17 protein-coding genes are annotated in these 13,832 nt (G+C 70.4%); 6 read left to right on the forward strand and 11 right to left on the reverse strand.

Going from position 1 to position 13,832, the window contains the following annotated elements:
* The first annotated feature begins 13 nt into the window (after positions 1 to 13).
* Positions 14 to 1,540 carry a DUF6297 family protein gene (locus FDK12_RS04035; protein ID WP_223263081.1) on the forward strand — a complete coding sequence of 509 codons (1,527 nt, stop codon included), beginning with the start codon at positions 14 to 16 and terminating at the stop codon, positions 1,538 to 1,540.
* A gap of 42 nt (positions 1,541 to 1,582) precedes the next feature.
* On the opposite strand, the gene FDK12_RS04040 is transcribed toward FDK12_RS04035, so the two are convergent.
* The 4 genes from FDK12_RS04040 to FDK12_RS04055 are packed head-to-tail and all read right to left on the reverse strand — an operon-like array spanning position 1,583 to position 5,512.
* Positions 1,583 to 2,389 carry an ABC transporter ATP-binding protein gene (locus FDK12_RS04040; RefSeq protein ID WP_137368375.1) on the reverse strand — a complete coding sequence of 269 codons (807 nt, stop codon included), beginning with the start codon at positions 2,387 to 2,389 and terminating at the stop codon, positions 1,583 to 1,585.
* Positions 2,386 to 3,444 (reverse strand): FecCD family ABC transporter permease, encoded by a 1,059-nt coding sequence (locus FDK12_RS04045; protein WP_137368376.1) that lies wholly within the window; start codon positions 3,442 to 3,444, stop codon positions 2,386 to 2,388. The genes FDK12_RS04040 and FDK12_RS04045 overlap by 4 nt, the downstream gene beginning before the upstream one ends.
* Complete coding sequence (locus tag FDK12_RS04050) at positions 3,441 to 4,484, reverse strand: FecCD family ABC transporter permease (protein ID WP_411266149.1); 1,044 nt, start codon at positions 4,482 to 4,484, stop codon at positions 3,441 to 3,443. The genes FDK12_RS04045 and FDK12_RS04050 overlap by 4 nt, the downstream gene beginning before the upstream one ends.
* The gene (locus tag FDK12_RS04055; protein ID WP_137368377.1) at positions 4,484 to 5,512 is read right to left on the reverse strand and encodes an iron-siderophore ABC transporter substrate-binding protein; all 1,029 of its coding nucleotides are present in this window, start codon (positions 5,510 to 5,512) and stop codon (positions 4,484 to 4,486) included. The genes FDK12_RS04050 and FDK12_RS04055 overlap by 1 nt, the downstream gene beginning before the upstream one ends.
* Positions 5,513 to 5,773: 261 nt before the next feature.
* Here FDK12_RS04055 and FDK12_RS04060 point away from each other — a divergent pair, with 261 nt between their 5' ends.
* Positions 5,774 to 6,172 (forward strand): VOC family protein, encoded by a 399-nt coding sequence (locus tag FDK12_RS04060; RefSeq protein ID WP_137368378.1) that lies wholly within the window; start codon positions 5,774 to 5,776, stop codon positions 6,170 to 6,172.
* Positions 6,173 to 6,199: 27 nt separating this feature from the next.
* Here FDK12_RS04060 and FDK12_RS04065 read toward each other — a convergent pair whose 3' ends face one another.
* From FDK12_RS04065 to FDK12_RS15010, 3 genes are read right to left on the reverse strand one after another with little or no spacing between them, the layout of a single operon-like run.
* Positions 6,200 to 7,075 (reverse strand): YsnF/AvaK domain-containing protein, encoded by an 876-nt coding sequence (locus FDK12_RS04065; RefSeq protein WP_137368379.1) that lies wholly within the window; start codon positions 7,073 to 7,075, stop codon positions 6,200 to 6,202.
* Between the two features lie 17 nt (positions 7,076 to 7,092).
* The gene (locus FDK12_RS04070) at positions 7,093 to 7,272 is read right to left on the reverse strand and encodes a hypothetical protein (protein ID WP_137368380.1); all 180 of its coding nucleotides are present in this window, start codon (positions 7,270 to 7,272) and stop codon (positions 7,093 to 7,095) included.
* Positions 7,273 to 7,281: 9 nt separating this feature from the next.
* The gene (locus FDK12_RS15010; protein ID WP_181036338.1) at positions 7,282 to 7,449 is read right to left on the reverse strand and encodes a hypothetical protein; all 168 of its coding nucleotides are present in this window, start codon (positions 7,447 to 7,449) and stop codon (positions 7,282 to 7,284) included.
* An 82-nt stretch (positions 7,450 to 7,531) separates the two neighbouring features.
* Between FDK12_RS15010 and FDK12_RS04075 the strand changes: the two genes are divergently transcribed.
* A complete protein-coding gene (locus FDK12_RS04075) occupies positions 7,532 to 8,569 on the forward strand; it encodes a helix-turn-helix domain-containing protein (RefSeq protein ID WP_137368381.1) in 1,038 nt (345 codons plus the stop codon).
* Here the strand turns inward: FDK12_RS04075 and FDK12_RS04080 are convergent.
* The 3 genes from FDK12_RS04080 to FDK12_RS04090 form a co-directional block, all read right to left on the reverse strand.
* Positions 8,556 to 9,482, reverse strand: a complete 927-nt coding sequence (locus tag FDK12_RS04080; RefSeq protein WP_223263082.1) for an AEC family transporter — start codon at positions 9,480 to 9,482, stop codon at positions 8,556 to 8,558. The two genes, FDK12_RS04075 and FDK12_RS04080, sit on opposite strands and share 14 nt — an antisense overlap.
* Positions 9,483 to 9,558: 76 nt before the next feature.
* Entirely contained in the window at positions 9,559 to 10,200 is a 642-nt protein-coding gene (locus tag FDK12_RS04085) for an alpha/beta hydrolase (protein ID WP_137368383.1), read from the reverse strand.
* 111 nt (positions 10,201 to 10,311) lie between these two features.
* Positions 10,312 to 10,617 (reverse strand): DUF4193 domain-containing protein, encoded by a 306-nt coding sequence (locus tag FDK12_RS04090; protein WP_104048589.1) that lies wholly within the window; start codon positions 10,615 to 10,617, stop codon positions 10,312 to 10,314.
* A 294-nt stretch (positions 10,618 to 10,911) separates the two neighbouring features.
* Here FDK12_RS04090 and FDK12_RS04095 point away from each other — a divergent pair, with 294 nt between their 5' ends.
* From FDK12_RS04095 to FDK12_RS15180, 3 genes are read left to right on the forward strand one after another with little or no spacing between them, the layout of a single operon-like run.
* Positions 10,912 to 11,706 (forward strand): SDR family NAD(P)-dependent oxidoreductase, encoded by a 795-nt coding sequence (locus FDK12_RS04095; RefSeq protein WP_137368784.1) that lies wholly within the window; start codon positions 10,912 to 10,914, stop codon positions 11,704 to 11,706.
* Entirely contained in the window at positions 11,703 to 12,086 is a 384-nt protein-coding gene (locus tag FDK12_RS15175) for an AlkA N-terminal domain-containing protein (RefSeq protein WP_223263083.1), read from the forward strand. Before FDK12_RS04095 ends, FDK12_RS15175 begins: the two co-directional genes overlap by 4 nt.
* Positions 12,050 to 12,565 (forward strand): DNA-3-methyladenine glycosylase family protein, encoded by a 516-nt coding sequence (locus FDK12_RS15180; RefSeq protein WP_223263084.1) that lies wholly within the window; start codon positions 12,050 to 12,052, stop codon positions 12,563 to 12,565. The genes FDK12_RS15175 and FDK12_RS15180 overlap by 37 nt, the downstream gene beginning before the upstream one ends.
* On the opposite strand, the gene FDK12_RS04105 is transcribed toward FDK12_RS15180, so the two are convergent.
* Entirely contained in the window at positions 12,562 to 13,758 is a 1,197-nt protein-coding gene (locus FDK12_RS04105; protein ID WP_137368384.1) for a PucR family transcriptional regulator, read from the reverse strand. The genes FDK12_RS15180 and FDK12_RS04105 overlap by 4 nt on opposite strands.
* Positions 13,759 to 13,832 lie beyond the last annotated feature (74 nt).

The following is a 13,832-nucleotide window of genomic DNA, read 5'->3' on the forward strand; positions in this document are numbered from 1 at the left end:
CGGAACCCGGACGGTGGCAGGACCAGGGACGCCCGACGGTGACACATTGCGCCTCGCCCGCGACGTCGTCGGCTACACCCGGCGGACGTCCCGCCGATACAACAGGGCCCGGTCGTCGCCCCGCGATCTCTTCATCGACGTGTACTCGAACGTGCTCGCGCTGGGCTGCGTGCTGATGATGGCCGCGTCCCTCGTCCTGGCACTCCGCGAGGAGATCGCGGGGCGCAGCGGGCACGCGGGGAGCCTGACGGAGGCGCGCTGGCAGGTCCTGCCGGCCGACAGCCTGTGGGCACTCCTGACTCTCCTGGCCTGGCTCGGGATCCTGCTGGCGGCCCGGCGGCTCGGGCCCGTCACCGTGAGCCGCGCGGAGGGTGCCTGGTGGCTGCCGCTGCCGATCGACCGGCGCCCGATGGTGCTGCCCGCCTTCCGGCGTCGACTCCTGGCCGTGGGCGCCGCGGCCGCCGTCGCCTATGTGCCCTTCAGTATCCTGACCGCCGTGGACCTGCAGCCCTGGATGCATGCGGTCGCCGCGGCGACGTTCGGCGGCGGCGCGGTTCTCGCCGTGTCCACCGCGGCGATCCTCCAGCTGTACCCGGCGGGGTCCGGTGCCCTGCGCTCCCGGATTCTGGCCGGATCGGGGGCCGTCGCCGTCCTGCTGTTCCTCGCACCACCTGTCCTCTCGCTCGTCCTGACCCTCGGCGGGGGGTCGGCCCTCGCCTCGTACGCGCTGTCCCGCGCCGGAGAGGTACCGGGCGCGGAACTGGAGCGCGGTGGAGCCGTCTCCGGCCATGTCGGGGCATCGATCTTCTTCCTCGACCTCAACGAACTGCGCCGCGCGGTGGCGTCCGGGCCGCGTGCTGCCGCAACCACGCGGGGTTCGCGCTTCTACTCGAGGCCGGTCCGCGGGGCGTTCGCCGCCGTCGTGCGCGCGGACGCGGTGGCGTTCCTGCGCCTGCAGTCCGCGCCGGTCGCTCCCCTGGTCTGGCTGGGAATCTGTCTCGCCGCCGCGCTGATCACGCCTGCCCTTCCGGTCCTCCTGCAGCTCGGAGTGATCCTGATCGCCGGATGCGTCACGACGGCGGGAACCGGGACGGTCGCCCGGAGGACGGCCGTGATCCCCGAACTCGAGGCGCTCCTCCCCGTCTCCCCCGTGCTGGTGCGATGCAGCCGGATGCTGATGCCGTCCCTGGCCATGGCGGCGTGGATGGGCCTGCTGGCCGCAGCGCTGGCGGCTCTCGGCGCGGGCCCCTCGCCGCTCGTCCTGCTCGGGGCGCTGGCCGGCGTGGGGATGGGAGCCGGGGCCGTACGCGCAGCGACCCGGCCCCCGACGGACTGGACATCCCCGCCCGTGGAGACTCCCTTCGGGTCCGTCCCGAGGGATCAGGTCTCCTCCCTCCTGCGCGGCACCGACATGACCGTCCTGGCAATGCTTCCGATGCTGCTCGCGCTGTACCTGGGGGTCGTCCACCCGGGGCTGATCATCGCCCAGTGCATCGCCAGCGCAGTGGCGGTTTCCGTGCAGGCCTCGTCGTCCCGGTGACCGCCGATCGCCGCCGGTCGGAGCGCTCGGGTCGGCGTGCCGCTACTCTGCCGTGGTGTGGTGGCGACCGAGGGGAAGCATGAGCGGCTTGTCCGAGGTGGGATCGCGGACCACCCTGCAATCGAGTCCGAAGACCGCACGGATGGTGTCCTCGGTGAGTACCTCGTCGGGCGTGCCCACCGCGTGGATCTGTCCGGCCGTCAGGGCGATCAGATGGTCGGCATAACGGGCGGCCAGGTTCAGGTCGTGCAGGACGATGACGATGGTGGTCCCACGGGCCCGGTTGAGGTCCGTCAGGAGGTCGAGCACCTCGAGCTGGTGGCTGACGTCCAGGAACGTGGTCGGCTCGTCGAGCAGGAGCACATCGGTCTGCTGGGCCAGGGCCATGGCGATCCACACGCGCTGGCGTTGCCCTCCGGACAGTTCATCGACGGGCCGGTCGGCGAGCACGGCGGTGTCGGTCGCGGTGAGGGCGTCGGCGACCGCCTGGTCGTCCGCGGGCGTCCACCGGGAGAACAGGCCCTGGTGCGGGTGCCGCCCCCTGCCCACGAGGTCGGCCACGGTGATGCCCTCCGGCGCGGTGGGCGACTGCGGGAGGAGGCCGAGCGTCCGTGCGAGTTCCTTCGCGGGCATCTGGTGGACCGCGCGCCCGTCCAGCACCACCTGTCCGCCGCGGGGTGACAGGAGCCTCGACATCGCACGCAGCAGGGTCGACTTGCCGCACGCATTGGCTCCTACGATCACCGAGATGCTGCCCATCGGCACCTCGAGGTCGAGGTGCTCGACGACGGTGCGGGCGCCGTAGCCCACCGTCAGTTGCTGGACCTGGAGAGTGTGGGCCGTTGTCATAGCGAGCCTCCCGCGCGGTTCGTCCGCACAATCAGATAGACGAGGTACGGCGCCCCGAGCACGCCGGTGATGACTCCCACCGGGTAGCGGACGCCGAAGGCGTACTGCCCCAGGAAATCGGCCGTGACCACGAGCAGGCTGCCGACCAGGGCGCTGGGGATGAGCAGGGACCCTCCCGGGCCGACAATCCTGGCGGCGATCGGACCGGAGAGGAACGCGACGAAGGCGATGGGCCCTGCGGCCGCTGTCGCGAAGGCGATGAGCCCCACGGCAGCGATGATCACGAGGATCCGCGTGCGCTCGACCCTGACACCCAGGGCCGCGGCGGTGTCGTCCCCGAGTTGGGACGCGGTCAGGTTGCGGGACTGGGTGAGCAGGATGGGCATGAGGACGGCGAGCGCGATGGCAACGGGCACCACCTCGGACCACCGAGCCCCGTTCAGGCTGCCCGTCAGCCACCGGGAGGCCTCCTGCAGGTCCCACTGGGCGGCCCGGCCCAGGACGTAGGCCGTCACGCTGTCGAGCATGGCGGCGATGCCGATGCCGATCAGGATCAGCCGCGTCCCCACGACGCCGTCCCTGAAGGACAACCCGTAGACCAGCAGCGCGATCCCGAGGCCCGCGGCGATCGCGACGACGGACACCTGGGCCGCCCCGAGGCCGAGCGTGATGATGGCGAAAGCCGCCGCGGCACTCGCGCCCGCACTGATGCCGATGATGTCCGGACTCGCGAGCGGATTCCGGAGCATGGTCTGGAAGGTGACGCCGCCGACACCGAAGCAGAGTCCGGCGATCACCGCGAGCGTGGCCCGGGGCAGCCGAAGCCGCCCGACGGTGAAGCCGGTTCCGCCGACGTCCTTGCCCAGGAGAACGCCGAGGACGTCCTTCGGGGAGTAGTAGGTCTGCCCGAAGGAGAGTGAGGCCGCGAAGGCGATGACGATGAGCGCGGCGAGCACGCCGATGACCATGCGCCGCCGCCCGGTGCGCCGCCGTCGTCCCGCTGCGATCTCCGCGGCCGAGATCCCTGCCCGCGGGGGTGCCTGCAGAGTCGTCATAGTTCCCGGACCTTCTGGCGGCGGACGATGTAGATGAAGAACGGCGCACCCACGAGCGCGGTGATGATCCCCACGTCGATCTCCTCGGGGCGCGCAACGATGCGTCCGAGGACATCCGTGGAGGTGAGCAGGACGGCCCCGAGGACCGCGGATATCGGCAGGAGCCAGCGGTGGTCCACGCCGAAGAGCAGGCGGCATGCGTGCGGTACGACGAGCCCGACGAAACCGATGGGCCCCGTCACCGCGGTCACGGCCCCGCAGAGGAGGACGGCTCCGAACGCAGCCGTCCCGCGCGCGACGGCCACGCGTTCGCCGAGCCCCGCAGCGAGCTCGTCACCGAGGGCGAGGGAGTTCAGGGAGCGTGCGGAGACGAGGCTGAGGGCGAGGCCCCCGACCAGGAAGGGCAGGACCTGCGTGATGCTCTGCACGGTGGCGCCGCCGACGCCGCCGATGAGCCAGGACCGCACGCTGCCCGAGATGTCCCCGCGGGGTAGCACGATGGCACTGATGAGCGAGGTGAGCGCTGCCGAGGTGGCTGCACCCGCCAGCGCGAGCTTGAGGGGAGTGGCTCCCCCGCGGCCCAGCGAGCCGACGACGTAGACGAACACCGCCGTGACGGAGGCGCCGGCGATCGCGACCCAGATGTAGCCCGTCGCCGAGCTGAGGCCGACCGTCGCGATGGCCATCACGACCGCGAGGGAGGCACCCGTGTTGACGCCGAGGATCCCGGGGTCGGCCAGGGGGTTCCGGGTGACGCCCTGCATGACCGCGCCGGAGAGGCCCAGTGCTGCTCCCGCCAGCACGGCCAGCAGGGTTCGCGGGATGCGCTTCGCCACGGCCGCCTCGTTGAAGCCGTCCGTCGACCCCCCGAGGGCTGCCACGACGTCCGACAGTGGGACGTCCCGGGAGCCGATGGTGACCGATGCGAACATCGTGACTCCCAGGATCCCCACCAGGACCAGGAGCCAGGACGGCCGAAGCCGCCGGAGGTCCCGCACGTCGGCGGATCCTCCGGCGGCCCGGACAGCGGAACTGGCCACTACGACTTGTCTGCGGCTTCCGAGATGAGCGTGAGGTAGTCCTCGAGCACCCAGGAGATGGACAGCGGGGTGGGGTTTGCCGCGGTGCCGACAGGGGTGGTGCTCGGCAGGTTCACGATCGCCTTGTTGGCCACGGCGGGGATCTGCGAGAGCAGCGGGTCGGCTTCGAGGGTCGAGACGAGCTCGTCGTCGCCGTAGGTCACGATGATGTCGACGTCGTCGAGCACGTCTGCCTGTTCGGTGCTGATGGTGCCGGAGAACAGCTCTGTCTCGGCCGATGCCGTCGCGACGCTCTCGGGAGTCGCCAGACCGAGGTCCTCGAAGAACATGGCGCGCGTGTCGTGCGTCGTGTAGTAGCTGACCTCGCTGAGGTCGGTGGGATCGACGTGCGTCATGAACATGGTCTTCTTGCCCGCGATCGTCGGGAATCCCGCCGTGGCATCGCCGATCTGCTGGTCGAGGTCCGCGATGAGCTCCCTCCCCTCCTGGGCCATGCCCATTCCGGCGCTGTTGAGTTCGATCATCTCGCGCCAGGGCGTACCCCACGCGGTCTCGGGGAACGCGACGACCGGAGCGATCTCGCTCAGGGTGTCGTAGTCCTCCTGCGTCAGGCCCGAGTAGGCCGCGAGGATCACGTCCGGATCGGTGTCCGCCACGGCCTCGAAGTCGATCCCGTCGGTCTCGTCGAACAGGACCGGGGTCTCGCCGCCGAGCTCGTCCAGCTTCTCCGAGACCCACGGGAGGATCCCGTCGCCGTCGTCGTCCCCGAAGGTCGCGGCGGCCATGCCGACCGGCACGACACCGAGTGCCAGCGGGACTTCCTGGTTGGCCCATGCGACCGTCGCGACACGCTCCGGCTTCTCCGGGATCGTGGTCGTGCCGAACGCGTGCTCGACCGTGATGGCCTGGGCTCCGGCGCTCGAGGACGCCGCATCCTCCGTACCGTCCGCGGGTGCGGCGCAGGCGGCGAGGACGACGGTCATGGACGCCGCTGCGGCGAGGGCGATGAGTTGTGGGGCGCGGAGCATGGAAGCCTTCCGGAGGATCGATAGGGCGGGTACCGGGTACCGCCGGATCGAACAGCGCACAGCACCAGGTAAGGATGACCTTAGCAGTATTAGCACACGCATCCGTGACGTTATTCGGGGCGCCCTTCCGGGGTGATCCCGGGGCCGTCCTCCAGGGCGTCCTGCCAGTGCGCGCGATGTTGGCCCGCGTCCGGAAAGAAAGCGGACACGGGCTGTCCGGAGCCGGGTGCGCTGAGGCGCCCACAGGAGCACAATCGCCGCATGACACTCCGCTGGTACTCGACCGTCATCGAATCCACCGACCACCGCGCGCTCGCGCGCTGGTGGGCCGAGGCGCTGGACTGGGAGGTGATGTTCGAATCGGACGACGAGGCGGTCCTGGTCCCGCCGTGGGCGCGGGAGCTCGGATCGACGCTGGCTTTCGACCAGGTGCCGCCGGGCCTCGTGTTCGTCCTCGTCGAGCACGAGAAACAGGGCAAGAACCGGGTGCACCTCGACTTCGCCCCGCACACCAGCCAGGACCGGGCCGCGGAGCTCGACCGGCTCCTTGCCCTCGGCGCCGTGCGGGTGGATGTCGGTCAGGGCCCGGACGTCAGCTGGGACGTCCTCGCTGATCCCGACGGCAACGAGTTCTGCGTCCTGTCCTCGCGCGACTCCTAGCGGGCCTTCCAGTGCCGGGGCCGGGTGCTACGGCTCGATCCGCTCCGTCTCGATGACTTCCTTGCGGACCTGGCCGCTGACGACCTCGTCCTGGGTGTGCACCTCACGGGCGATCCGGACGCGCTCGATCGGCACGACGTCCACCTCGACGCGTGGCTTCTCCTCGTAGAGGACCATCTCGACGACGTCGCCGTTGAAAGCTGTCCCGACGGCGTTGTAGAGGCGCTCACGCTCGGCATCGGTGAAGGAGCCCTCGCCGTCGTCGTACAGCGGTGCCCCGTCCCTCACAGGTACGCGTTCGACGACGAATTCCTCGCGCCGGATCTGGACCGTCAGCGTCACGTCCTCGGTGACGACGCGCTTGACGAGGCGGACGCGCTCCGTCTCGCGCAGTTCGGTTCCCACGCGAAGCTGCTCCTCGGAGCGCGTCATCGCGTAGTCGTCGCCCTCGGGGCGGGAGGAGCGGGTCCCGGCCGGCTCACCCACGGACCGACCCTGGCCGGCGAGCTCCTCGTCCTTCGTCGCCATGAGCCCGTAGTAGCGCAGGAGGTGCTGCTCCTCCGCCGGACTGAGGTGCCCGTCCTGGGACATCTTCGGGGAGTCGTAGACCTTGGAATGCGAATAGGGAAGGCGCACGTCGCGACCGTCGAGGGTGGCACCCTGCAGTGGCGCGAAGGATTCGGGATTGCCGGCCTTGTGCGTCGCGACGGTGACCCAGCTGGGTTCCCCCGTGGCGTCGTCGACATAGAGCTGCCCCATGGGGCCGAGCACCGCGCCGTCCTCGCTCAGCACGTTCGCGCCGGCGTTCATCGATTCCTTCATCTGTTCGAGCGTGATCATGATGGCCCTTTCGAAGAGGTTGCTCCCCTCACCGTAGGTCCCACCCGACCCGATAGCAAGCATGCTTACTACTGCATCCGTCACCGCAGCGGCAACCGGTCCTGGAGCGGGGCCCACACCTCGAGCCCACGGAGAAGGTTCCGCCACGCGTCGAGCACGGTCCAGTCCCGGAGTGCCAGCCGTTCAGGCCTGGGCGTGACCCAGCGCCCCGCCATGGTGAAGGCGGAGAGGACGAGGCCGACGATCACGACGAGCGACATGGCGGCCCCCTAGGCTTCGCGCCGGAGCGCGTAGGCGGAACTCGGCAGGGACTCCGCGTTCCAGTCCGCGTGCGACGGCGGGCAGTGCGACGGCGAATCCGCCGCGACCGCACGCAGCAGGCAACGTACCAGGAGTGCCGTCAGGGTGATGGCCAGAAGGATCAGCAGAATGTTCATGGTTCGATCCTGATCCCGCGACCATCGGAAAAAGAGTGGCAGGATCGACCCATACCGCTGAAGAACTGCCATACTGCAGTGCATGCTCACCAAGGTCGCCGTGATCGTCCTGCCGGGTCTGTCCCTCTTCGAGTTCGGGGTGGTCTGCGAGGTCTTCGGACTCGACCGCTCCGGCCTCGGCGTCGGGCTCCCCGCCTTCGACTTCCGTATCTGCACACCGCACCCCGGCGCGCTCCGCACGGACGCGGGCGTCACCGTGGCGGTCAACGCCGGACTCGAGGGGGTGGAGGATGCCGACCTCGTCGTGATGACCCCGTTCCCCGCCGGCTCGGCCGTGCCCGCCGAGGTCCTGGGCGCCCTCCGGGCCGCGGACGCCCGCGGTGCCCGCGTCTTCTCCGTGTGCTCCGGAGCCTTCGCCCTCGCCGAAGCAGGGCTGCTCGACGGACGCTGCGCGACGACGCACTGGCGGTACACCCGCAGGCTCGCGGACACCTATCCCGGCACGCGCGTGGACGAGAACGTGCTGTACGTCGAGGACGGCAACGTGCTCACCAGTGCGGGAACCGCTGCGGGGATCGATGCGAGCCTGCACCTGATCCGCCAGGAGTTCGGGCCGAAGGCGGCGACCGCGATAGCGCGAAGCATGGTGGTCCCGCCCCACCGCGACGGCGGCCAGGCCCAGTTCATCGAGCGGCCGATCCCGCAGGAGTGCGGCGCTTCCATGGAGGAACTGCTGATCTGGCTGGCCGACCACCTCGACCAGGACATCTCGGTGGCGATGCTCGCCCGTCGGCTGCACATGAGCGAGCGCACCTTCGCGCGGCGCTTCCGTGCGGAGACGGGCACGACGCCGGCCGCATGGCTGACGGGCCAGCGCCTCCTGCGGGCGCAGTCGCTGCTCGAGGAGACGCGGCTGACCATCGACGCCGTCGCCCGCGCATCGGGTTTCAACCAGGCCGTCCTGCTGCGGCACCACTTCCAGAAAGCCCTCGGCGTCAGTCCGGCCGCGTACCGCAGGACCTTCAGGGGATCGGAGAAGGGCTGCGACCTCGACCTGCACGACCTCGAGGAGCAGTTCGGCGGGCAGCGTGCGGGGACGGGCGCGATCAGCCGGCGATGACCGGGATGACGAGGAACACGAGCGGCAGGTAGAGCACCCCGGCCACCGTCTGGAGCGTGATCGTCGATGCCATCAGGCGCGAGTCGCCGCCCAGCGCCCGCGCCATGACGTAGGCCGAGGACGCCGTGGGCAGGGACAGGAAGAGGATCACCGTCGCGGCCGGTTCTCCCGTGAGCCCGAACACCAGGCACCCTGCGATGCCGAGCCCGGGCAGCACCGCGAACTTGACCACGGTCGCGAGCCCCACGGCACCCAGGTTGCGCCCCATGCTGCGCAGCTCCAGTGCCGCGCCGACGCACAGGAGGCCGAGGGGCAGCGACGCACTACCGAGGGTCCGCACGAGCTCGGCCGCCCCCGGCGGCAGGCCGATACCCGTGACGTTCAGCAGGATGCCGACGACGCAGCCCGCGATCAGCGGATTCGTCCCGATGCTCCGGACCGTCCCGCCCACGCTCAATCTCTCCGAGCCGTAGCGCGCGAAAGCGAGCGTGCAGATGACATTGACGAGCGGCACCAGGATGGTGTTCGCGATGGCGGCCAGCGCAACACCGTCGGCTCCGAACAGTGCGAGGGCGATGGACAGTCCGAGGTAGTTGTTGAAGCGGATGCTTCCCTGCATCACCGAGGTGAAGGCCGGCCCGTCGAGGTCGAGCCAGCGCTGCGCGACCACCAGCCCGGCCGCCGTCAGGACGACCGGTCCGGCGAGGATCGGGGCCATCAAACCGATCGGCAACCCCGAGAGGTCAGCCGTCGCCGTGCCGCTGATGAACAGCGCCGGCAGGAGGATGAAGTAGCACAGGCGTTCGGCGGGCGGCCAGAACGCCGGAGCGAGGAGATTCCGCGCGCGGAGTCCGTACCCGAGGGCGATCAGGGCGATCACCGGCCCCAGTGCCACGAGGGCCTGGGCGATCACCGTGCTGGTGGCAGCGGGTGGGTCCGGGCGGCGAGCGTCAAGCCCCGAGAGGACGCTCCGCTCACGGTCGGACCGGTCACCAGCCCTGGGCCCGGAGCCACTCGGCCGCCAGGCGGCTCCACTGCTCGGCTGCGCCGCTGCCCTCCGCCAGCCCGAGGCCGTGTTCCCCCTCCGCGAAGACGTGCAGGGCATGCGGGACCGCGTGGGCGGCCAGCGCCTGGCCGAGCAGGTACGCGTGCTCGACGGGCACAGCCTCGTCCTCCGCGGTGTGCCAGACGAAGAACGGTGGGGCATCAGGGGTGACGAGGCGATCCAGCGACGTCGCCGCACGGAGCCGGCCATCGGCGTCGGACCCGATCAGCTCGTCCTGCGAGCCCCGGTGCGTCGCCAGCCGCATGGAGACGACCGGGTAGCAGAGGACGGCGGCGTCCACGCGTTCGTCGTCGTGCTCGCGGGCCGCGAGCGCCGCGTGCCCGGCGAGGTGCCCGCCGGCGGAGAACCCGAGCAGCGCGAGACGTTCGACGCCGGCGGAGCGGGCACGCCGGATCTCCGCGCGTACGGCGTCGAGCGGTCCGGGATGCCTCGTCTGCACGGGATAGGAGAAGACCCCGGCCGACAGGCCGAAGGAGCGCAAGCGCTCGGCGACGACCTCCCCCTCGTTGTCCGACAGCATGGTGTAGCCGCCTCCGGGCAGGACGATGACGTGTGAGGACTCCATGGCACCACCGTACTGCGATCAGGCCGGTACTGAATCAGCCCCGGCTTCCGCGGTTAACGGAGAGAGCCCCCGGCCATCGGACCAGGGGCTCGGGTACGTCCGGACGTGCTGTCAGCCCTCGCACTCCGTGCAGTACTTGTCGCCGTTCTTCTCGCGCGCAAGCTGGCTGCGGTGGTGCACCAGGAAACAGGACATGCAGGTGAACTCGTCCTCCTGCTGGGGGATGACCTGGATGAGGAGTTCCTCGTGGGAGAGGTCGGCCCCGGGGAGGTCGATGCCTTCAGCGGTTTCGCCGTCCTCGACATCGATCAGCGCGGTCTGCGTGGTCGCGCTGCGCTGTGCCTGGATAGCCTCGAGTGACTCGTTGGCCGGCTGGTCTTCCGGGCGAACGCGTGGCTCGTCGTAGTCGGTTGCCATGGGGGTAGATCTCCTTCTATGGGCGGGAATGACGCCCAGATGCCACTCTCAACCTCGGAAGAGGCGGAAGTATTCCATATACCGGGAGCAATATACCCGGTTCGGCCGACTCTTTTTGCCAGCATGCGCAACCCCGTTCCTCCCTACCGCTTTGTGACGCGGAGGCGTAGAAGGGGCGACGTGGTGGCGGGACGCGCCGCTCCAGTGGATCGGCACCCCCGGGGAGCGGTGGGCTACGCGACGTAGGGTTGGTACCTGCCCCCCTTCCCGAACGTCCCAGGAGCTTCCATGGCATTGTCAATCGACCTCAGCGGCAAGACGGCGCTCGTCACAGGTTCGACGCAGGGCATTGGACTGGCCATCGCGGCGGGCCTCGCGGCGGCGGGCGCGCGCGTCGGCGTGAACGGTCGCAGCAACCGCAGCGTCGCCCGGGCGATGGAGGCGATCCGTGCGGACCTGCCCGACGCCGACCTCGTGGCCGTCGCAGCCGACGTCACCCGGGACGACGGCGTCGCGAAGGCCCTGGCCGTCCTGCCCGCCGTCGACATCCTGATCAACAACCTCGGCATCTTCGGCGCGCAGCCGGCCCTGGAGATCGACGACGCCGAGTGGCGCCGCTACTTCGAGGTCAACGTGCTGACCGCCGTCCGCCTCACGCGTTCCTACCTGCCCGGAATGGTGGGTGCCGGCTGGGGCCGCGTCCAGTACATCGCGAGCGATTCCGCCGTCGTCATCCCCACCGAGATGATCCACTACGGCGTCTCGAAGACCGCCCTGCTCGCCGTATCGCGGGGGTTCGCCAAGGAGGCCAAGGGCACGGGCGTGACGGTCAACTCGATCATCGCGGGCCCCACGCACACCGGCGGCGTGGAGGACTTCGTGTACCAGCTCGTCGACAAGGACCTCGAGTGGGCGGACGCCCAGCGGCAGTTCATGAAGGACCACCGCCCCCAGTCGCTGCTCGAGCGCCTCATCGAGCCCACGGAGATCGCCAACATGGTGACCTACCTCGCCTCGCCGCTGGCATCGGCCACCACCGGTGCAGCCGTGCGTGTGGACGGCGGATACGTGGACGCCATCCTTCCGTGAGCCGGTCCGCGGTCCTCCGCCCAAACGGCGCCCTCGACCCGGGGCCGATGGCCGCGATCCTCGCCAACCACGCCATCCCCGGCTGTGAGCTCACGGATCGCGCCACGCGGGTGCACACACGCCTGCTCCCGACGCCGGGCGGCCCGCGCCGCGTCACGGTCTCCATACGGTCCGACGACGTCCAGCTCACGGCGGACACGGAGGACGACGGCGAGTTCACCCACCTCGTGCGCACCACCCGCACGTGGCTGGACCTCGATACCGATACCGGGGCCGTCGCCCGGGCCTTCGACGCCGACCCGCTCCTCGGACCCCTGGTCCGCGAGCACCGGGGCTCCGCGCGGTGGGCTACCCGGAGCCCTTCGAGGCCGCGATCATGACCGTCCTCGGGCAGCAGGTGTCCGTCGCCGCGGGCAGCACGTTCGGCGGGAGACTCGCGGCTGCGTACGGCTCGCCGTCGGCCTCCGGGCTCACCGTGTTCCCCACGCCCCGGGCGCTCGCCGACGCTCCGCAGGAGGAACTGCGCAGTGCCGTCGGCGTCACCCGGACGCGCGCCGCGACCGTGCAGAACGTCGCCCGCGCCGTCGTCGACGGGCTGGTCCTCGATCCCGAGGCCGATCCTGTGGCGCTCCGCAGGGCGTTGCTCGCCATTCCGGGTATCGGCCCGTGGTCCGCGGACTATCTCGCGGTGCGGGTCCTGCGGGATCCGGACGCCTTCACTCCGGGCGACCTCGTAGCGCGCCGGGCCATGGGCAATCCGAGCATCCGCGATGCCGGAACGCTGTCCGAGTCCTGGCGCCCGTATCGCGCCTACGCCCTCTTCCATCTCTGGACGTCGGCGACCTACAGCGCGCCCTAGGCGGAAGCCCTGCGGCTCCGGAGGGCGATCTCGAGCTCGAAGCGCACCTTCGGATCCTTCAGCTCGTCCCCGAAGAGTTCGCGCAGCTGCAGGACGCGGTAACCGACTGTCTGCGCGTGGATGCCGAGCTCCTCCGCGATCGGCGCCCGCTGCCCCCAGTGCCGCAGCCAGGCGAGCAGCGTCTCCTCGAGCTTCTCGCGCTGGCCGTCGGCGAGACCGTCGAGGGGGGCCAGTCGGCGGTGGGCGAGCTCCGCGGTGGCCGAGGGCTCGGCGGCCAGCACCACTTCCGTGAGGTGTTCGTCCGCCCAGACGGGCGGATCGTCGTCGCCCTCGCGAGGCGGGAGCATCGACGCCGCCAGGACGGCCAGGCGCAGCGACTGCGCGACCTGCCTCAATCCGCCCGTGGGGCCGATCGCCGCGCTCCTGCCGGCCAGCACGCGTTCGAGTTCCGTCCGCGTGGCCGGCCCGCGATCCGGGACGAGGGCGACGACGTCGGTCTCGCGCTCGATGACGATCGCGCCGCGAACGAGGCGCTGCCGCAGCCCTTGGGCGCGGTCCAGCGGCAGGGTCACGACAGCGAGCTGTGCGGGCACGGCCCAGTCCGCGAGTGACGCGGCCTGACGCAGCGCTGTCTCGTCCGCTCTCCCGAGCAGCAGAAGTTCCAGCAGTTCGGCCCGACGGCGGTCGACCGCCCCGGCGTGGTCGGACTGCTCGAAGGCGTACGCCTCGGCGCTGACCGCGGAGAGCTCGTCGATGTACGCCATGATCGATTCGCCGAGGTTCACCACGACCGCGGAGCCGAGACCCATCTCCATCGACCGCCGGGACATCTCGCGGAAGGTCACCCGTGCGCCCATCCGGTACGCGCCGAGCAGCGAATCCATGCTGCGTCCCTGGCGGAACTCACCCCGGCCGAGGCCTGCCACCAGCTGGCGGCTCTGGTCGGACAGGGCGGGCAGCCTCGTACCCGGCAGGTCGAGGAACCGCTCGAGGGCGACGGCCACTCCCAGGCGCAGTCCCCGTCCGAAGTCGCCTTCGATCGGCCGGGCGTAGGCAGGAACCAGCTGGGGAACGGTCTGGATGATCGCCTCGACGAGGTCCGGAGTCAGGGGACGCAGCTTGTCACTGACATCGGGCGGCAGCGCGAGCCAGGGCGGTTCGGGTGGAGCAAGTGCTGCCTGGGCCGGATCCATATTCCTCTTCCGTCTATCACGTCAAGATAATCCTGCTCCATCAACTGTATGCCGTAAGCGAAGAAATTTAGCGG

It is taken from the genome of Arthrobacter sp. NamB2 (genome assembly GCF_005281365.1).
Taxonomy (GTDB): domain Bacteria; phylum Actinomycetota; class Actinomycetes; order Actinomycetales; family Micrococcaceae; genus Arthrobacter_D.